The organism is Pseudomonas sp. EA_65y_Pfl2_P78, from assembly GCF_963970495.1.
Classification (GTDB): Bacteria; Pseudomonadota; Gammaproteobacteria; order Pseudomonadales; family Pseudomonadaceae; genus Aquipseudomonas; species Aquipseudomonas baetica_A.
In genome coordinates, this window is the sequence record NZ_CAXAON010000016.1 from 34080 (window position 1) to 53194 (window position 19115).

General features: G+C 58.0%; 20 protein-coding genes and 2 pseudogenes. 8 read left to right on the forward strand and 14 right to left on the reverse strand.

Annotation, left to right across the window (positions count from 1 at the left end; translation table 11 throughout):
* Positions 1-10: 10 nt before the first annotated feature.
* The 3 genes from AACY02_RS14390 to AACY02_RS14400 form a co-directional block, all read right to left on the reverse strand.
* The gene (locus tag AACY02_RS14390) at positions 11-637 is read right to left on the reverse strand and encodes an antibiotic biosynthesis monooxygenase (RefSeq protein ID WP_339432528.1); all 627 of its coding nucleotides are present in this window, start codon (positions 635-637) and stop codon (positions 11-13) included.
* Complete coding sequence (locus tag AACY02_RS14395) at positions 630-1046, reverse strand: DoxX family protein (protein ID WP_339432529.1); 417 nt, start codon at positions 1044-1046, stop codon at positions 630-632. Before AACY02_RS14395 ends, AACY02_RS14390 begins: the two co-directional genes overlap by 8 nt.
* Before the next feature lie 236 nt (positions 1047-1282).
* A complete protein-coding gene (locus tag AACY02_RS14400; RefSeq protein ID WP_221729543.1) occupies positions 1283-2206 on the reverse strand; it encodes a LysR family transcriptional regulator in 924 nt (307 codons plus the stop codon).
* A gap of 358 nt (positions 2207-2564) precedes the next feature.
* Here AACY02_RS14400 and AACY02_RS14405 point away from each other — a divergent pair, with 358 nt between their 5' ends.
* Positions 2565-3017, forward strand: a complete 453-nt coding sequence (locus tag AACY02_RS14405; RefSeq protein WP_339432530.1) for an AraC family transcriptional regulator — start codon at positions 2565-2567, stop codon at positions 3015-3017.
* An 8-nt stretch (positions 3018-3025) separates the two neighbouring features.
* Here the strand turns inward: AACY02_RS14405 and AACY02_RS14410 are convergent, their stop codons facing one another.
* Positions 3026-3595, reverse strand: a complete 570-nt coding sequence (locus AACY02_RS14410; RefSeq protein ID WP_339432531.1) for a flavodoxin family protein — start codon at positions 3593-3595, stop codon at positions 3026-3028.
* Positions 3596-3952: 357 nt separating this feature from the next.
* Between AACY02_RS14410 and AACY02_RS14415 the strand changes: the two genes are divergently transcribed.
* Complete coding sequence (locus AACY02_RS14415; RefSeq protein ID WP_339432532.1) at positions 3953-6760, forward strand: ATP-binding protein; 2808 nt, start codon at positions 3953-3955, stop codon at positions 6758-6760.
* Here the strand turns inward: AACY02_RS14415 and AACY02_RS14420 are convergent.
* Both AACY02_RS14420 and AACY02_RS14425 read right to left on the reverse strand, forming a co-directional pair.
* Positions 6725-8194 carry an ATP-binding protein gene (locus AACY02_RS14420; protein WP_339432533.1) on the reverse strand — a complete coding sequence of 490 codons (1470 nt, stop codon included), beginning with the start codon at positions 8192-8194 and terminating at the stop codon, positions 6725-6727. The two genes, AACY02_RS14415 and AACY02_RS14420, sit on opposite strands and share 36 nt — an antisense overlap.
* Before the next feature lie 90 nt (positions 8195-8284).
* A complete protein-coding gene (locus AACY02_RS14425; RefSeq protein WP_339432534.1) occupies positions 8285-9235 on the reverse strand; it encodes a GlxA family transcriptional regulator in 951 nt (316 codons plus the stop codon).
* A gap of 219 nt (positions 9236-9454) precedes the next feature.
* Between AACY02_RS14425 and AACY02_RS14430 the strand changes: the two genes are divergently transcribed.
* Positions 9455-10177: a pirin family protein gene (locus AACY02_RS14430; protein WP_339432535.1), complete on the forward strand. Its 723-nt coding sequence runs from the start codon at positions 9455-9457 to the stop codon at positions 10175-10177.
* Between the two features lie 48 nt (positions 10178-10225).
* Here AACY02_RS14430 and AACY02_RS14435 read toward each other — a convergent pair whose 3' ends face one another.
* Positions 10226-10522, reverse strand: a complete 297-nt coding sequence (locus tag AACY02_RS14435) for a hypothetical protein (RefSeq protein WP_339432536.1) — start codon at positions 10520-10522, stop codon at positions 10226-10228.
* Between the two features lie 137 nt (positions 10523-10659).
* Between AACY02_RS14435 and AACY02_RS14440 the strand changes: the two genes are divergently transcribed.
* The 3 genes from AACY02_RS14440 to AACY02_RS14450 all read left to right on the forward strand — a co-directional run bounded on the left by AACY02_RS14440 (position 10660) and on the right by AACY02_RS14450 (position 12409).
* Entirely contained in the window at positions 10660-10962 is a 303-nt protein-coding gene (locus AACY02_RS14440; protein WP_017338400.1) for an ArsR/SmtB family transcription factor, read from the forward strand.
* A 62-nt stretch (positions 10963-11024) separates the two neighbouring features.
* Complete coding sequence (locus AACY02_RS14445; protein WP_339432537.1) at positions 11025-11987, forward strand: zinc-dependent alcohol dehydrogenase family protein; 963 nt, start codon at positions 11025-11027, stop codon at positions 11985-11987.
* Positions 11988-12040: 53 nt separating this feature from the next.
* A complete protein-coding gene (locus AACY02_RS14450) occupies positions 12041-12409 on the forward strand; it encodes an antibiotic biosynthesis monooxygenase family protein (RefSeq protein ID WP_339432538.1) in 369 nt (122 codons plus the stop codon).
* Positions 12410-12508: 99 nt separating this feature from the next.
* On the opposite strand, the gene AACY02_RS14455 is transcribed toward AACY02_RS14450, so the two are convergent.
* Entirely contained in the window at positions 12509-13423 is a 915-nt protein-coding gene (locus AACY02_RS14455; RefSeq protein ID WP_339432539.1) for a LysR family transcriptional regulator, read from the reverse strand.
* 140 nt (positions 13424-13563) lie between these two features.
* On the opposite strand from AACY02_RS14455, the gene AACY02_RS14460 reads away from it, so the two are divergent.
* Entirely contained in the window at positions 13564-13959 is a 396-nt protein-coding gene (locus AACY02_RS14460) for a RidA family protein (protein ID WP_339432540.1), read from the forward strand.
* 424 nt (positions 13960-14383) lie between these two features.
* On the opposite strand, the gene AACY02_RS14465 is transcribed toward AACY02_RS14460, so the two are convergent.
* From AACY02_RS14465 to tnpA, 4 genes and pseudogenes are all read right to left on the reverse strand, one after another.
* A complete protein-coding gene (locus AACY02_RS14465) occupies positions 14384-14746 on the reverse strand; it encodes an ASCH domain-containing protein (protein ID WP_339432591.1) in 363 nt (120 codons plus the stop codon).
* Positions 14656-16205 (reverse strand): annotated as a pseudogene (tnpC, locus tag AACY02_RS14470) (IS66 family transposase). Before tnpC ends, AACY02_RS14465 begins: the two are co-directional and overlap by 91 nt.
* 61 nt (positions 16206-16266) lie before the next feature.
* Positions 16267-16602 carry an IS66 family insertion sequence element accessory protein TnpB gene (gene tnpB / locus AACY02_RS14475; RefSeq protein ID WP_339432541.1) on the reverse strand — a complete coding sequence of 112 codons (336 nt, stop codon included), beginning with the start codon at positions 16600-16602 and terminating at the stop codon, positions 16267-16269.
* Positions 16599-16931 (reverse strand): IS66-like element accessory protein TnpA, encoded by a 333-nt coding sequence (gene tnpA / locus AACY02_RS14480; protein ID WP_339432542.1) that lies wholly within the window; start codon positions 16929-16931, stop codon positions 16599-16601. Before tnpA ends, tnpB begins: the two co-directional genes overlap by 4 nt.
* 110 nt (positions 16932-17041) lie before the next feature.
* Between tnpA and AACY02_RS14485 the strand changes: the two are divergent.
* A pseudogene (locus AACY02_RS14485) lies at positions 17042-17259 on the forward strand (hypothetical protein).
* Between the two features lie 407 nt (positions 17260-17666).
* Here the strand turns inward: AACY02_RS14485 and AACY02_RS14490 are convergent.
* Positions 17667-18005, reverse strand: a complete 339-nt coding sequence (locus tag AACY02_RS14490; protein WP_339432544.1) for a hypothetical protein — start codon at positions 18003-18005, stop codon at positions 17667-17669.
* Between the two features lie 205 nt (positions 18006-18210).
* On the reverse strand, positions 18211-19086 hold the full coding sequence (locus tag AACY02_RS14495; RefSeq protein WP_339432545.1) for a LysR family transcriptional regulator: 876 nt from the start codon (positions 19084-19086) through the stop codon (positions 18211-18213).
* Between the last annotated feature and the right edge of the window lie 29 nt (positions 19087-19115).

The window sequence follows — 19115 nt, forward strand, 5'->3', positions numbered from 1 at the left end:
TGAATGGGGTTCAGCGTGACGGGTGTTCGTCGGGGTCAATGTGTTCATGGGCCTGACTGGCTTCCAGCCACGGCGCGAACAAACGGGTCACGCGGGGCATGAACACGTACACCACTGACACGACGATGGTCAGGGTGATCAGGAACGTGCCCACCACGTAGTTGGAAAGCAGCGGATGCAGCTTGAGCAGCGGCCCCCAGATCAGCGGCACGAGCAAGGTGTGCGGCAGAATCACCAGCAATGTGATGACCGCTTGTTTCCAGCGCGGTGGCGGTGACGCGGCATCGGCCAGTGGGGAGAACCAGAACTCGTTGATCGGTGCGACTTCGGTCTGGTCGCCGTCGGCGAGCATCGGTGCGGCTTCATTGATCAGGGCCTGGCGTTGCTCAGAGTCGAGCCAGCGCTGCATCGCCTCGGTCGAGCAAAACCGCAGCACGCAGGTGAACAGATCCAGCCCGCCATGCTTGCTGCGCATCACATCGACCCCCAGATGCCCGTCGCTGCGCCCCGCCACACTGACGATATTGCGCAACCAGGCCTCATAGGGCTTTTCAAAACCGGCCTTGACCCGATGCTTGACGATCAGCGTGACAATCTCATCGCTCCCGGGTGCATTCTGAAAGGGGCTATCAGGCATAACGCAGCACTCCGGGCAGGCGAACATTGAGCGCCAGCCGTCCCGGCCCGGCGATAAACACAGTGGCAAACACGATCAACAGCAACCAGCCGAACTGCCCTTGGGCCACACTCCATTGCGGATGCACGACCAACAGCGCGACCAGCAGCACAAATAGAATAGGCAAGCAGGCCAATCGCGCCAGGACACCGGCGACGATCAACAGCGGACAGAGGACTTCGGCGAAGATCGCCAGAATCAGCGTGAGGTGGGCACCGAGGTGGAATGGGTCTTCGATCAGTTGCAGTTGCGCGGTGAAGTCCAGCAGCTTGGGCAAACCGTGCACCCACAGCAGAAACAGACCGCCGCTGACCCGTAGAAACAGTAAACCGACGTCGCGCGCCCGTTCGTCGCGTTGCAAGGCATTCATGACCCGACCCTTTAAATGTCATTGAGCTCAATAATGCCAATGCGGGGCGGGGCGAAATTGGATGGATGTGCTCTCTTCTCAGATCGAGCAAAAACCAAAAGGAACTAAAGAGACCTTTCGGAGCTTGCTCGCGAAAGTGCTGTGTCATTCAACGATGATGCTGGCTGATCCGACGTCTTCGCGAGCAAGTCCGCTCCCACAGGGTGTTGTGTCATTTTCAGGAAAGGTGTGCAGCGTCAGGCGGGCGGGATGTCCAGCGATGCCGACATGAACTGACTGATCCTGGATCGCAGCCAGCGCTCGGCCGGGTCGTTGTCATGCACCCCGCTCCAGGCCATCGACAGTTGCGCGGCATCAATCGGGAACGGCGGGTCTTCAGCGCGTAGAGCGCAGCCATCGACCAGCGCGCACGCGGCGTAATCGGGCACGGTGGCGATCATTTCGGTGCCGGCGAGCAACGCGCGCAAGCCGCTGAATTGCGGCACGCCGAGCACCACGCGACGGCAACGGCCGAGCTTGGCCAGATCCAGGTCGATGTTGCCGCTCAAATCGCCAGAGAACGACACCATCGCATGCGGACGCTCGCAGTATTCGTCCAGCGTCATTGGCCCCGGGCGGTCGTCGCCGCGCAGGACTTTGCAAGGGATGTCGCGCAGCTTCTTGCGCTTGGCATTGGCCGGCAGGTCGGTGGTGTAGCTGACGCCGACGGAGATTTCGCCGGAGGCCAGCAACGCCGGCATCAGCAGGTAGTTGGCACGCCGTACGACCACAACGATCCCCGGCGCCTCTTGTTGGAGGTTACGCAACAGCGGCGGAAACAGACCGAATTCGGCGTCGTCCGACAGGCCGATGCGGAACACGTCGCAACTGCTCGCCGGTTCGAACTCCTTGGCCCGGCTGACAGCGCCGGAAATGACGTCCATCGCCGGTTGCAATTCCTTGAGAATGGCCAGGGCGCGGGCGGTCGGCTCCATGGCGCGACCGTTGCGCAGCAGCAGCGGATCATCGAACAGATCACGCAAACGACCAAGCGCCGCGCTCACGGCGGGTTGACCCATGAACAGTTTTTCCGCGACCCGGGTGAGGTTTTTTTCGAACATCAGGGCTTCGAAAATCACCAGCAGGTTCATGTCGACGCGACGCAGATCGTTACGGTTCATGAGCATCTGTTCCTTACTTGGAAGTCTTGTTCAGTCAGGCGCGAGTGCGACTTACTTTACTCGATCAACGGCACTTTGGCGGCGGGTTTGTCAGGGCCTTACATCCCCGACAGCCACTCTGCGTGCCTCCAACATCAGCGGACACGCGGACGCGCCCGGCGTCTTCATCATCTTCGCCGATCTGCCACAGGCTGACTTGCAGCGATGTGCTGAGTTCAACGCTTCGCGGCGCAATTAACAACGTTTAACTCGTCAGCCCTCTGGCCCCGCCCAACAATGAAACCCTCAGCGAAACGTTGTTTTTTTGACCTGGGGGAAAGTGCCGAACGTGCGTTCCCCACCGACACGGACATTGGCCATGGTTCACGTACAACACAGCGTCGCCCTCGCCCCTGCCAGCGAACCTCACGCACCGCGCCTCGGCGGTCTCAGTCCGCAACGCGAACGGCGAGTCAAACAGTTGATTCTCGAGCGTCTGGACGACAGTCTGGAAGTCACGGAACTGGCGCAAGCGTGTTCGCTGTCGCGCAGTCACTTTTCCCGGGCGTTCAAGTGCAGCACCGGGCTTTCACCGCAAGAATGGATCCGCACCCAACGCATCGCCCGCGCCAAGCTTTTGATCCTGCACACCGACTTGAGCCTGACGCAAATCAGCCTGGAATGCGGTTTCTGCGATCAGGCGCACTTCTGTCACATCTTCACCCGCAGCGAGGGGATCAATCCGTTCGCCTGGCGCTGTCGTGAGGCGCAAGGCAGCAAAATCAAACGATCGCAGCCTGCGCCAGTCGCAAGCGTTTGCATCGCTTTGTAGGGTGGGGCTCACGTTTGCGCCATGCGCTGCGCCAAACGCGCGACCCGCTCGCCCAAGTGCGCCGCTGTGCACCGGTCTTCAGGCGGTGGCGCCTGGTCGGGCGTCTGTTCGACATTGGATTGCGACATGGCGCCAAGTGAGCTGCCGAGACGATTCAATTGCCCATCAAAGCATCCGGCCGCTGAACGCGCCGGAAGCAGGTCGAGACCGACCCAGATCATCGAATGTTGCGCGGCAAACACCGCCATTTGCAGCAGCGTGTTGAGCTTGTCGCCACACAGGCTGCCCGAGTTGGTGAACCCGGCGGCGATTTTGTCGCGCCACGGTTTGGCCAGATAGAACGCCGCGCTGGCCTCCATGAATTGCTTGAACCCCGCCGAAGCGCTGCCCATGTAGGTCGGCGCACCGAAGATGATCGCATCGGCGTAATGCAACTCATCCCAATGGGCATCCACTTCCTCTACCGCAATCAACCGACAGGTGCTGCCCAAATGCCGTTCGACGCCTCGCGCCACGGCTTCGGCCATGACCCGCGTGTGCCCATAGCCGCTGTGATAGACAACCACCACGTTGCTCATTGCGCCGTCCTCCGGACGTGTGCATTCCATTGCAGCCAGCAGGCCGGTGCCTGTCGCTGAACTTGTCTGACTGGATTTTTAGGGCTAGACCGGACACAGACGAGTTAATCGTTGTTAATTGTGGCGCGCCTGAAGACGCGGCTTGGAACATGGCAGTCCGTAAAAACGGGGGTTGCGCCGCTTCGCGTTCATCGAGGCCGTCCTTCTGCACGTTGCACGCAGGCAAGAACCTGAGGAATATGTCCCGATACTGCGGATTAGAGGGCTTGCGTGCGCTGTTCTCTTCCTCCGCCCTGCTCGTCACAAAGGCTTCGCACAGTACGGTCAGGATCATAAAAACATTGCAGGAGTGAGCTGTTGATTCTTTCCCCGAATCAGGCCATCGGTTTCGGCCCCTATCGGATCCATCCCGGACAACGGCTGGTGCTTGAGGGCGACCAGCCGTTGCGTCTGGGGCGACGTGCCATGGACATTCTGCTGATCCTGCTGGCGAACGCCGGCGAAGTGGTGAGCAAGCAGCAGTTGATCGCCGAGGTGTGGCCGAACAGTGTTGTGGAAGACATCAACCTGCGGGTGCACATGGCGGCGCTACGCAAAGCCCTTGGCGACGGCCAGGCCGGCCAGCGCTACATCATCACGGTGGCGCAGCGTGGCTACAGTTTTGTCGCGCCGACCCTGCTGGAGTCCATCGGGCAGCGCCCGCTCGCCGATAGCGGCACCCGGCATAACCTGCCGCTGCGCCGCACACGGATGATCGGCCGTCAGCCACTGGTCGACAGCTTGGTGGCCCAACTGCCACGTCAGCGCTGCATCACGTTGGTCGGCCCCGGCGGGATCGGCAAAACCACCGTGGCCCTGCGTGTGGCCGAACAGATGATCGGCCGCTACCAGGACGGTATCCGGCTGCTGGACCTGGCGCCAATCAACGACCCACAAATGATCTGCTCGCACCTGACGACCTTGCTCGACCTGTCGCTGCACGATGGCGAACCGCTTAACAGGTTGATCGAAGGCTTGAGCAAACGGCAAATGTTGCTGGTGATCGACAATTGCGAACACCTGATCGATGCCGTAGCGCTGCTCAGCGAGCACATTTTGCGCGGTGCGCCGCAAGTGCACATTCTGGCCACCAGCCGAGAGAGCCTGCGCGCCGAAGGCGAGTATGTGCAGCGCCTGGAATCCCTGGATTACCCGCCGCCGATTGCGGTGCTCGATCGTGCGCAAGCCTTGAGCTTTTCGGCACTGCAACTGTTTGTCGAACGAGCCCTTGCCGCTCACGAGAGCTTCGAGTTGCAGGATGCCGAGTTGCCTCATGTCATTGAAATCTGCCGACGGCTGGATGGCATTCCGCTTGCACTGGAACTGGCGGCGGCGCAAGTCAGCGAACTGGGGCTGAGCGGTTTGCTGAGCCAATTGCAGGGGCGCCTGCCCGCCTCGCCAGCAGGTAATCAGAGCAGCCTGGAACGCCACCATACCCTGCGCGCGACGCTGGACTGGAGCTTCAATCTGCTCACGCCTTGCGAACAGACTTGCTTGCGACGATTGGGCGTCTTTCGTGGCGGTTTCACACTGGAGTCCGCTGCCGCCGTGATTGTCGGTCAGCACATTGAACCCGACGAGGTCTTTGGCTCCGTCACACAACTGGTCGCCAAATCTCTGCTCAACGTCGAGGTCGGTGATGAAGAGGTGTTCTACCGCTTGCTCGACACCACCCGGCGCTACGCCCTGGAAAAACTCGACCACTGCGCGGAACTTGCCGACACCCGCAAACGCCACGCCGAACGCTGCCTGGCGCTGATGCATCAAGCGCAAAGTGATTGGGAGAGCACCTCGACCGCTTTGTGGATCGAACGCTATGCACGCGGTCTCGAAGACTTGCGTGCTGCGCTGGACTGGAGCCTGAACGGTGCCGGGCCCGATGAAGTGGGGATTTATCTGGCCGCGACCTCGGCACCGTTGTGGCAAGAGTTGTCGCTGCTCAAGGAGTACGGCGGTTACGTGCGTCAGGCGCTGGCCCTGCTCGACAAGGCCGCCGAACCTTGTCCGCGTGTGAAAATCGCTCTGAAACTGGCGCTCGGCAGTGCCTGCTACCACACCTGGGGTGGCACCCCGGAAACCATCGCAGCCTTCGTCGACGCCCGTACGCTGGCGCAAGCACACGACGATATCGCCGGGCAACTGCGGGCGGTGTCAGGACACATGGCGGTCAATCTCAGTTGCGGTCATTACCAGGCAGCGCTGGAGCAGAGCGAGCAGTTCGACCGCATTGGCCTGCATGGCGACCCGCTGCTGTCGCTGAGCATGCACCGGTTGCGGGTGCTGGCCCTGCACTACGCGGGCGACCAGACGCAGGCGCGCATTCATGCCGAGCAGGTGATCGAACGGATGGCACACAGCGGTCACCTCAACCGTTTTACCCACGGTTTTGGCGTGCAGTACGACCAGAGCGTCGCCTCGCTGACAGTGCTCGCCCGTGTGCTGTGGCTGCAAGGTTTCCCGGAGCAAGCCTGGCGCACCGCGCGACAGGCGCTGGATATTGCCGTGCAGATCAACCACGGCACCTCGATCTGTTACACCTTGGCGCTGGCCAGTTGTTTGATTGCTCATTACAACGGTGACCGGCAAAACGCCCGTGCGCTGCTGCATCTGTTGCTGGAGCAGGCACAGAAGCATTCGGTCATGCTGTTCTATACGTGGGCACGGCACTACGCGCAGGTGATCGACGCGGATACCGCTACGCCAATGCCGTTGCAGAGCAGCGGTCTAGTCAGAGAAGTCATGGTGACCCTCGACAGCGGATTTGTTGATGATGCATTGCTTGAACGCGCGCAAAGCGGCGCAGCGGGTTGGAGTACAGCGGAGATTTTGCGCGCTCGCGCGGATCGGTTGTTGGCTGAAGAATCAGGGTGTTCGGGCGGCAATACCCGCCAGGCAGAAGAAGTATTGCAACAGGCACTCTCGATCGCCCAAACCCAGGGCGCCCTGGCTTGGGAACTGCGCAGCGCCACGTCGCTGGCCCAACTGTGGCAACGGCAAAACCGCTGCCGCGAAGCGCTGGATCTGCTGAACCCGATCTACCAACGCTTCACCGAAGGCTACGCCACGCCGGACTTGCGCAAGGTGCGCTCGCTACTCGACGAGCTGAGCAGTCAACTGCGAGTCTGAAGGCCAACGGCTGCGGCTTAGGCTGCGTGCATGGCGGTGTTCGAAATCACTCGACTCACCACTGCGTTCCAGTCGTTCGCGAGCATAACGCCGGGTGGTGTTGAGCATGCGATAGCGCAGCCCGCCGGTGCCCCGCACCACCACCAGCCACGATTTCTGCGCCAACCGCTCAATCATCAAGGCCAGCATCGAGGGCGGCAGTTGTGCGCAACTGATCACACTCAACGCGGCATCAAGGGCAAAAGCCGTCTGGAACACCGACAGTCGGTGCAACACCCGTTGTTCCTGCTTGCTCAGGTGCTGATAACTCCAGTCCAGCGCGGCCGTCAGGGTTTGATGGCGGGGCACGGCGGTGCGCCGACCATGACTGAGCATCTGTAGACAGTTGTCGAGTTGGGCCTGCAACCCGACCATCGCCAAAGCATCGATGTGTGCCGCTGCCAGTTCAATCGCCAGCGGCAAACCATCGAGTCGCCGACAGATGTCACGCACAGCGTTGAGATCCTGTTCGCGCAGCGTAAATCCCTGCTGCCGCGCGCGGGCACGACTGACAAACAACTGCACCGCCGAATAACCCATGACTTCTGCAACACTGTTCAGTGCCGTGGATTTGGGAATGGCCAGCGGCGGCAGTTGTTGCACGGTCTCCAGGCTGGCGTGCAAGGCTTCACGACTGGTCGCAAGAATCGACAGCCTGGGCGCTGCGTCCAATAAGCGTTCAACCAACGCCTTGCAAGCGTCGAGCAGGTGCTCACAGTTATCCAGCACCAGCAAGGTGTGGCGGCGAGATAGCGCGTCGAGATCGGTTTCGAGTGTTTGCAGCAGATGATCGAGCAGCAACGCGGGCTCGTCGATCACAGACAGATCCACCAGCCACACGCCGTCACCAAAATGCTCCAGCAACAACTCTGCCGCGCGCAACGCGACCGTGGTTTTGCCGACGCCCGCCGGGCCGGTCACGGTCATCAGCCGGCACAGCGGCAATTGCCGCACCATGGCGCCCACCAATGAATCGCGACCCGTGACCGGCGTCAGTCGCGCCGGCAAGTTGTGCAGGGGCGCTTGCAGACCTTCGAACACCACTTGCCCGGCGCTGTCACCGTGCACCGGCGCCGCGAAGCGATAGCCGCATTGCGGCACATTGACAATGTAGCGATGCCCCTTCTCACCCTCACCCAATGCTCTGCGCAGCGCCGCGATGTGAACGCGAAGGTTGATTTCCTCAACCACTGACGTCGGCCAGACCCGCGCAATCAACTCTTCCTTTCTGACCACGCGCCCCGCTCGCTCGACCAGCACCTGCAGAATGTCCAGCGCACGCCCGCCCATACGCAGTGGCCGATCCCCTTCCAGGATCAACCGTTGGCGCAAATGAAACGCGTAGGGGCCGAAATACAGCACCGACGCCGGGTTCACATCGTGGCGGTTGTTCATACCCGCTATCTTGGCAGTCCCGGCTGACGGTACAACCACCACACAGGGCGCATCACGGACATACGAGTGCGCGTGACGGACACAATGGCTCTAGCTGAACTGTTCGCGGTACTGCACAGGCGTCAGACCGAGCTTTTCAGCGAACAACAAGCGCATGTGCCGCACGCTGCCGAAACCGCTCTTGTAGGCCACGGTTTTCAATGGCAGGTCACTGGTTTCCAACAGGTTGCGTGCACAGTCGATGCGCGCACTCTGCAGGAATTCCATGGGAGTCATATTGATGTCACGGGCGAAAATCCGCGCGAAGTGCCGCGTACTCATGTTCGCCAAATGGGCCATGCGTTCGACGCTGAAGGCTTCGTCGAGGTGTTCGAGCACGTAATTCTGCACCCGTGTGATCGGGGTTTCCTGGGGCGCCACTGCCGCCATCAATGGGCTGAACTGCGCCTGCCCGCCCTGACGTTTCATCACCACCAGCAACACTTTGGCGACATCCTGAGCCAGCTTCTTGCCGTGATCCTGGGCGACTAACGCCAGCGCAAGGTCGATGCCGGCAGTGACACCCCCCGAGGAAATCAGGTTGCGATCCTCAATGAAAATCTGATCGGTCGCGACGCTCGCCTTCGGGAATGCCTTGATCAGGCGTTCGGTGTAATTCCAGTGCGTGGTGACGCGATAACCGTCGAGCAATCCGGCATGCCCAAGAATGAACGCGCCGGTGCAGATCGAGCCGTAGCGCTCGGCGCGCGGGACGGCCTCTTTTAGCCAAGCGAGCAATGCGGGAGGCTTTTCGTTGTAAGCGCCGGGACCACCGGGCACCAGCAACAAGTCATAGCGCTGCGGTGCGTCTTCGATAGAGCAGTCGGCCAGCACTTGCACACCGTTGGATGCGCGCAGAGGGCCGCGTTCAGTGCCAAGGGTGGTCAATTGATAATGCAGTTGCGGTTTCAAATACCGGTTGGCAACCGAAAACACCTCCAGCGGCCCGGCCATGTCGAGCAGAAGAAAGTCAGGGAACAACACCATTGCCACGGTTTTCATGGGGAGACTTCACTGAGAGCAAAAATGAAAGGCATGAGGCAGAGTGAGCATTATGGCCAAGTACAGCGAAGTCGTTAAAAAAGAATGCGTGAACTGAACCGCAAAACTGTCAACCTGAGAGGGACAGTATTTCAATTTTCATCTACTTATTGCATCGCAAAGTAACCAGTAACCTTCTCCTCACTCGGACGAATTCACGTCCCGCAAGGAGATTTCATCATGCTGACTCTTCGTAAAGCCTCCGATCGTGGCCTCGCTAATCATGGCTGGTTGAAGTCGTTCCACACCTTTTCTTTCGCCAGCTATCGCAACCCGCGTGAACAGGGTTTTTCCGATCTGCTGGTGATCAACGATGACCGTGTTGCCGCCGGCAAAGGCTTCGGCCAGCACCCACATCGCGACATGGAGATCTTTTCCTACGTGCTCGAAGGCGCGCTGGAACATAAAGACACCCTGGGCACAGGCTCAGTGATTCGCCCCGGCGATGTGCAACTGATGAGCGCCGGCAGTGGCGTGGCGCACAGCGAGTTCAACCATTCGGCGACCAAGCCTGTGCACTTCCTGCAAATCTGGATCGTGCCGGACGTCGGCGGCGCCAAACCGCGCTATCAACAGGAGCATTTCAGTGCGCAGAAAAAACGCGGTCGCCTGCAACTGATCATCTCGCCGGATGGCCGTGATGGTTCGCTGACCGTGCGCCAGGATGCGCGAGTCTTCGCCGGGCTGTTCGATGGCAAAGAGAGCGCCACGCTGGATTTGCCGGCCAACCGTTACGCCTATGTGCATGTGGCGCGTGGCAGCGTTGAACTGAACGGCCAGCGGTTGCAGGAAGGTGACGGCGTGCGGGTTCGCGAGGAGCAGGTGCTGACCTTGAGCAATGGCGTGGATGCCGAAGTGCTGGTGTTTGACTTGCGCCCGCAAGAGTTGCCGCAGATGCCATAAACGAGTGTTTAACGCCCACAAAAACGGCCTTCTTTTGAAGGCCGTTTTTTAGGGTGGCGTGATCGGTAATGGCAACATCGCGGGGTTAGGTGGAGGGGTAACCTTGCCTGCTTGAACCGCCGATAGAGTCGTTTGAATCGCTACAAAGACGTTGGCCTGATTGGCGTAATAGGGCGCAACGACTATGCCGACGATGCCAAGAAAATACACCGCGGTTGAAGCCCAATAATTTGCCTTGATCGTAGAGGCCTGTCGGACCGCCTCTTTTGTCTGCGAAATTGCACTCCACTTGACCACCCGTTTGCATTCGACCTGACCACCGATCGCATCGGATTTGACCAGCACGCTTTGTAACCATGATCGGCAGAGAACGGCCAGAAGCGGACACTCGGTCTAGCCAACGAAACCGTTGGCAATTCGAAGTTCAAAATTGTTCTAATCTCCCGTATTGACATATCGATAAATCTCGATACCCTAAGCTTATGGAATTGATCGAAATATTCAAAGCCCTCTCAAACCCTACGCGTCTTGAAATCTTGAAAGGTTTGAAGGATCCCGCAAAGAACTTCCCTCCGCAGGATGAAGGTGACGTTCTCACGGTCGGAGTCTGCGTCAGTAGTATTCAAGAAGGTATCGGACTGTCGCAGTCAACGGTGTCCGGTTATCTTGCCACGTTGCAACGAGTGGGCCTGGTCGAAGTAAGGCGCATCGGTCAGTGGACCTACTACAAACGAAATGAGGCAACCATCAGTGCTCTTGCCGAGATCATTGGGAAAGATCTGTAATTTTTTTACCGCAATATATCTAGATATCTCGATATTCCTTTTTGTAGATACGAGGATTTACTATGAAAGCGATGATACTTAAATCATTTGGCGGTCCTGAATCGTTCGAACTCTGCGACGTGCCCAAGCCCGTGCCACACACGGGACAGGTCCTGGTCCGGGTACACGCAACCTCCATCAATCCACTGGATTACCAGGTTCGACGTGGCGATTATCCCGACCTGGTGCAACTGCCGGCCATTACCGGACACGACGTATCTGGCGTTGTCGAAGAAGTTGGGCCAGGTGTGACGACCTTCGTACCAGGAGACGAAGTCTGGTACACCCCGCAAATATTTGACGGGCCAGGAAGTTATGCCGAGTACCACGTCGCTGCAGAAAGCATTGTCGGGAAGAAGCCTCCCTCGCTGAGCCATCTTGAGGCGGCAAGCCTGACCTTGGTTGGTGGGACGGCGTGGGAAGCACTGGTCGTGCGTGCAGCGCTCAGAGTGGGGGAAAGCATCCTCATACACGGTGGCGCGGGGGGAGTCGGTCATGTGGCGATCCAGCTGGCAAAAGCCATGGGGGCAAGGGTGTACACGACCGTGCGCGAGGCAAACTCCGAGTTCGCACGAAGTTTAGGTGCCGATGTGGTCATCGACTACGAAAAGGAGGATTACGTCGACGCCATCATCCGGGAATCAGGTGGCCGCGGAGTCGATGTCGTGTTTGACACCATCGGCGGCAACACACTGTCGCGTAGCCCCGACGTGCTCGCACAACTTGGCCGCGTGGTCACGATTGTGGACATTGCACTGCCACAAAACGTCGTTCAGGCCTGGGGCAAGAACGCGAGTTATCACTTCGTTTTCACCAGGCAAAACCGCGGCAAGCTTGATGAACTGAGCGCGTTGGTAGCGCGCGGTCAGCTGCGGCCACACGTTGGCGCTGTCTATTCGCTTGCCGACATTGCGCTCGCCCATGCCCGGTTGGAGAGTCCCAACAACGGCATTCAAGGAAAAATCGCGATCGCAGTCGAGCCATAGGCTCATCCCGTAAGTGCGTATTTTTAACCGTTGAACTCACTTAAAGGCACGCCATGATTTATGAAATTGCTTTGCTCCCCGTACACAAAGAACACATTGATAAGTTCAGATGTGCATTTGCCGAGGTCGCTCCTTTGCTCAGCCGCGCAAAGGGCTACGGCGGCCACTTGCTAGCGCAAGGGATCGAAAGCCCCGAGCTGTTCAACCTGATAGTGAGATGGCAATCACTCGAAGATCACACGCCGGGCTTCGAAGCGAGTGAAGACCATCGGCTGTTCATGATGGGCTTAGAGGGATACTTTTCGGAAGAACCGAAGGTCTACCATATTGAGGAGACCGCTTTTAGGACTGACGAACATGATGATCCAAACAATACCGTTGGCATGGGTGCTACCAGCGGCTTAAGAGGCTTGTGGCCTTAAAGCAAATAGCCGTTGTCGGAAACAGACGTTCATGACCGACAACTTTTGTCAAAAATGGACGTTTAGAGTGTCTAGTCCTGAAATGGCTTTACACCTGTTTCACCTAACCACCGGCGCATGCTCGGCCATCAAATCTATTACCCAGTCGATAAATACCCGCACCTTGGCGCTGACATGGCGATTCGGCGGGAATGCCAGATACATCGGCATTGGCGCCATGTGCCAGTCCTCAAATAGCGGCAGCAGCTCACCGCTGACCAGGTGCGGTTTGGCCATGTACTGCGGTAGCCAAAGCATGCCCAGACCAGCCAAGCCGGCGGCGAGGTACGCATTGCCGTCGTCGACCGTCAGTTGCGGGCGGCCCTGGGCCTCGATGCGTTCCTCACCCCGCTGCATCGCGTAGGGCAAGGATTTGCCTGTACGAAACCAGAGGAAGCCAACGGTACTGTGCCTGCCCTCCTCCAGCTCACTGGGGTGCGCCGGCGTACCGAAGCGCTGCAGATAGCCGGGCGCGGCATAGATGCCGAGTTTCAGATCGCCCACATGCCTTGCCACCAGGGACTGATCGATGATCTCGCCGCCGCGCACCACGCAGTCTACGTTATCGCCAATGATGTCGACGATGCGATCGCTCACGCCCACGGTCAGCTGGATTTCCGGGTAGCGTGCAAAGAACCCCGGCAAGGCTGGTATCAGCAGCATTCGCGCCAGCGGACTGGGTACATCCACCCGCAGCCGCCCGCGCGGTGTCATCGAAGCGCTGGACAAGCTGGTCTCGGCGTCGTCCATATCGACCAGTAGCCGGATGACGCGCTCGTAGTAGGCCGCGCCATCGGCGGTGACATTGACCTTGCGTGTGGTGCGGTTGAGCAGGCGCACGCGCAGCCTCGCTTCCAGTTGCTGAACGAGCTGCGTCACGGTGGTCTTGCTCATGTGCAGGGTGGCTGCCGCCTTGGTGAAACTGCCGGTTTCCACCACTCGGGCAAAGGCCTGCATTGCATCGAAACGGTCCATTTCACGCCTCACTCGGGTCTGGATAGTTTGGATTCTACAAACAGTCATGACCAGAGTTGCTTGTTTATTCAGGTTGGTCGTTTTTTTACAGTGGCTTCATCGTAAACAGCGGGCCGCGATGGCCCCGAAGGAGGTATGCAATGACCAGCAAACGTGATGTCGTTTTCCCGCCTGACCGCCATGCACTGTACGAACTCCACCGCTACTCGCCGGCGATTCGCTCCAACGGTTTTCTGTTCGTATCCGGTCAGGTCGGCAGCCGCAAGGATGGCTCGGCCGAGCCGGACCTTGCGGCACAGGTTCGCCTGGCCTTCGCCAACCTCAACGCGATCTTGGCCGAGGCCGGCAGTAGTTTCGAGGATGTGGTCGACACGACCATCTTCATGGTCGACCCCGACTCGAAATTCGAAACTATCTGGGAAGTAGCGGCCGAGTACTGGGGCAAAGCTCCCTACCCGACAGTGACTGCTATCGGCGTGACCTGGTTGTCCGGCTTCGACTTCGAGATCAAAGTGATCGCCAAACTACCCCAATAGAATCGGCTCAGCACTCCTCCGACCGCCAAAGGGAACCCTTTTTTTTCTGGCGCGCCCCTCCGCTCCCTACCGTTCGCTACCTGTTGTCACCGTCCGCTTTTGGCCGGATGCTGCCAGTGGGAAGTTATCGTGATGAATATTTATGGTCGCAGGAGTTCTAGAGTTCGAATCTCTACTTCACCGCCACATTAAGTAAACGCAAATTCCTGATTTTCCTAGAGAAAGTTGGGAGTTTGTGGTTTTTGGTGTCTGAAAAAAAGCCATATGGGACTGAGATGGGACTGGTGCGCTATTTTGGTGCGTAAATTGGTCCGACTGGATGAGTGATCAGTCTTCGCCTTTGACGATATGAACTAGGCTTTTGCGAACCCGAATCCAAGGCCGATTTTCAGTAAGCGTCTGCTCAACACGTCTTGCTTAATGGTCAGCGCTTGTCTGGAAGCAAGAAGTCTACCTCGTAGATACCGCGCGCCGCTCGGATGGCCACTGAGTGTGTGACTGGCCTTAAGTCACTCAGCTCCCATGCGAGCCAGCCGTCTTCAAAATAACTTGCACAGGCCGCTTGCATGTCAGCCAGGACGAATGGGCGCACGGCTTTCACGCGCACAATTGCGACGGCAATACCGTTATCGTCTTCGTCACCATCGTTATGAAGAAACCTCCCGTTTTCGACAATCAGAAGATCCTCGAAAGGATCTAAGTCTGGAAACCAACGACGAACTTCGAGGGTTTTCTCGCCAGAAGCGATTCGACCGCCACTGGGCCGTACAATTGATAAAGCCTTGATGGTTCTCTCCTAACAGTTGGGCGCTTGGAAAATAGTCGCCTTAATGGGATTCCACTTATGCGGCAGCAACTGATCGATTTCACTCGCCCGCTGCGTAGCGACCCTGCAAAGAGCCAGTTCTTGCGCCCAAGAGCCCACGGCCGGATCTGGTTCTCTGCCCAATTATTATCAATGGGTACGGCCCCGTCATCGAGGTAGCGCGACAGCGCTGCCCAGCGTTTCAGGCTGTAATCGAGTGCTCTGCTGATAGCCGAACCTTCGGGCACAACATCGCGCTGGGCGATCATCCAAGCATGCAGCATGTCCATCACTGGTACGGCTTTTTCTTGCCGTATTCGGCGCCGTAAATCCGGTTCCAGGTCGCGGACTTCGCTCTCGATTTCGTAAAGCAACTGGATGTATCGCAAAGCCTGCTCGGCGAGCTGGCTCTTGTTGGTGGCATGCAATTCGAAGAACTTGCGTCGCGCATGGGCCATGCAGCCGATTTCGGTAACGCCAAGTTCGAAGCTTGCCTTGTAACCGCCAAAATCATCACAGACCAGCTTGCCCTTCCAGTCTTGCAGAAAGTTGCGAGCGTGCTCTCCGGCACGGCTGGGGCTGAAGTCGTAAACGACCGCCGCCAAGTCCGAGAACTGGCTGGTGGCGTAGGTCCAAACATAAGAACGGTGGGTTTTCTTCGCACCCGGCGTGAGCATCTGCAATGGTATTTCATCGGCATGGATGACCTGCTGTCCGAGCACTACATCACGCAACGCATCGACCAGAGGCTGTAACTGTACGCCCGTCATGCCAACCCATTGCGCCAAGGTTGAACGTCGAATGGCCAAGCCAGCTCGTCCGAAAATCGACTCTTGCCGGTAAAGCGGAAGATGGTCGGCAAACTTGGCGATCATGACGTGAGCAAGCAGCCCAGCGGTCGGGATGCCCTTATCAATGACCTGTGCCGGAACCGGCGCCTGGATCAGTGTTTCACAGTCATTACAGATCCACTAGCCACGGACATGACGCTCTACGGTAAATACGCCGGGCGTGTAGTCTAACTTTTCGCTGACATCTTCACCGATGCGCTGAGTGCGCAGCCGCATTGGCAGTGAGTATTGTCCGGTTCGTGATGGATCAACGTGCGTGGAAACCCTGCCGGCAATGCAGTGCGCTTGGGCTTTTGCTTTTTCTCGGTCGCCGCTGGCACTGTTTGCAACGCCTGAAGCTCTGCTTCAATCGCCGCGATATCGGTATCGATCAGGTCATTGAGCAGGCTGGCCTGCTCGGGATTCATCTGCTTGCTGCGCTTGGCAAACTTCAATCGCTTGAGCTGCGCGATCTCGTGAGTCAGTTTCTCGATCACCGTTTGGTCTCGGTTGATCTTCTTGCCCATGGTGTCGACTTGCGACAGCAACTGCGCTGCCAAGGCACGCAGTTGGTCGGAGGACATTTGGTCGAGATTGGGCGAAGAAGTCATGCTGCGGATTTTGCCAGAGCAGGCAGTTCGCGGGGATAGACCGATAGCCGAATTGCAGCCGTTAAAGCAGTGTGATCGCGCCGCCGCAACCCACACGTTGCCATGGCAGGCCCACTACCAGAGCTTGAAGTTGCTCGGTGTCCAACTGCATTTCAGCTCCATGACGGATGCTTGGCCAATGGAATTTGCCCTGGTTCAACCGACGAGCAGCCAGCCAGATACCGAAGCCGTCATGTACCAGAACTTTCATGCAAGTAGCGCGGCGGTTGGCAAATAGATAAGCACAGTGCGGCCTCGCCGCACCGAACACCGCGATCACCCTGGCCAACGCGGTTTCGGTGCCCGCTCGCATGTCCATCGGCTCGGTAGCGAGCCAGATGAAGTCGATGCGGATCATCGCAGCAGGTCTCGAAGAAAGGTGGCGCAAGCAGCAGCATTTTCGGTTGGCCAGTTCACTTTGACGGTGCCGCGCGGATGCTGGATCTCGACGTAGATATTCGACGATGTAGCTTGCGAACTTGCTCCGCCCAACTGCATGGGTAACGGAATAAATGCAGGTTGCAGCGCCATGCTTTTCTGCGCGTGCATCCGAATCCATTTGTGGACCAGGTTTGCGTTGAGGCTATGGCCGAGTGCGATGTTGGCAATAGAAGCGCCGGGCTGGGCACACTCTTGAATGACCTGGGCCTTGAAGGATTTTGAATAGGAACGGCGTGTTGGTTGCATGAAATACCCGCTTAAAAGGCTAGAACTGGTGCCCACTTAAATTTAAGTGCACACCATGTCTTGGCCTTGCGAGGTTGGGTAGATGACTTGGCCGGACGCATACGATTTTCATGGCGCATGACTCAGAGTCCAACATTGCTACTGGGGATGCACTGACATTGCTTCTACACAACCAGCATGCCTTGGGAGCCCAATAGAGGAGGTCACCAAGTGGCTTTCAGAGAATGGCGTAGATACTGTCGCCGAGAACGCACTTGTGGCGATGGAAACCTTAGACATAAATGCCAAAGCGATTACAGATGCGATTGCACGACTAAGGCAGTTTTAGGGTGTCGCCCTAGAAGGCAGCGATCGGCTGAAAGCTGGCATTTCGAATGTCGCTTGATTTGACGGGATTTCACTGTAAAAAGGCTGCGGACTTTCAACGAACAACCCGCTTCAAAAAGGTCACAGGGAATGAGATCGATAGAAAATAATCCTCCACAGTTCACTCGTATTCCGCTGGCAGCCATCGGCGTCGGGCTGGGCCTTGCCGTTGCCGTCTATACAACTGGAAAAGGCCCCTTCTTCCTAGATAACTTTGCATACTCCTGGTTACCGCAAGTGGCAGTGCTTTGCATAGCGCTGCTGTGCAAAGCGTCACGAGAATCGCTGGGGGGAATGGCTACTGCCATGGGGCTGTACTTGTTCCTTTTCGACCTCTGGGTCACAGACTCCATGGGGTGGCTTTTCTATTTATTCAGCTTTCCAGGCATCCTCATTGGGGCATTGCTTGGCGTTGTTTTCAGCCCCTCGCGGAAGGTATTCAAGGCGCTGGTAGCGTTTGCGTGGGTGGTTCTCGGTATAGTGGGAAATTTGGCGGTTCTCGCTGTTACGGTCACATAGACTCCTCGCGGTGATGGGCAATATGATATGTACTAACAGGCGGCTTGCAGCCATGGGCAACTGATAGCAAACCGAATCCTGGAAGTGAGTCAGTATTTTATGAACGAAGGTTGGCAAAACGACGATTACCTCATCGTCCTCACGCAGGATGAAAGCTTCGCTGCGATGAAAGCCTACCAATTTGACCATTACAAAAATTCCCTGGCTTTCAATCCGATCCCCTTCCTTGGGTGACCGATACCTTTCCTGGCTCATCTCTCAAAAAGCGAGTGTTGTATGACCGCGAGCTGCAACAACCATGGAGCCCCTCCCCAACACCCACAAGCCAGCGAATTCTGCTCTGGGTGTAGGCCGTTTCGTCAGGCTACGTAGCTTCTCCAAAGCCACTCAGCGCTCACTCATTCTCCTGCGCAAACGCTTCGACAATCTGCTCGATCACGGCCCTTACCCGCGCCGTATGGCGCAAGTCTGCGTGGGTCACCAGCCACACTTCATAGGGTTGTGGGCGATTGCGCGCCGGCCAGAGGTTGACGAGGCCATCACGTTCGCCCATGTAAACAGGGATTTCTCCTACACCCAGGCTCTCCGCAATCGAGCGACGCACCAACAAGCTGGAACTCAGGCTGGCGACGATTCGCCCGCGATGCAACGGCTCGCAGACCAGTGTCATGTCCTTGTTACCCTTTAGATAGGGTTCGTAAACCACCAGGTCATGCCCCTCAAACGCCGTACCTTGCTGAGGGATGCCCTTGGCGTCGACATACGCCTGTGACGCAAACAATCCCACCGGCCAGCGGGCAATCCGCCGAGCGATCAGGTCTGGATTGTCGGGACGGGTGTTGCGCACGGCGATATCCGCCTCGCGCTTGGCCAGGCTGAGGATCTGCGTGGAAGCATCCAGTTGCACGCGCACGTCCGGGTGCAGTTCGTGCAGTCGGGCGATGGCCGGGATCAGGAAATCGATGGCCAGCGAATCGGTGGTGCTGACGCGCACGTTACCGGTCAGGCGATCGTCCAGGCCCTGAATCTGCCGCTCCAGCTCCAGCGCCGAGTGCTCCATTTTTTCGACGCTTTTAAGCGCCGCTTCGCCGACCGCCGTCAACGCGTAACCGTCGGACGTGCGCAAAAACAACGTCGCGCTCAGCGACTTTTCCAACGCCGTGATCCGTCTTCCGACAGTCGCCTGATCCACGCCCAGTACCCGCGCCGCGCCGCGTAACGTCGACTCCCTGCATACCGCGAGAAATACCCGCGCATCGTCCCAATTCATCTTGCCTCCTGATGATGCAAATATGCATC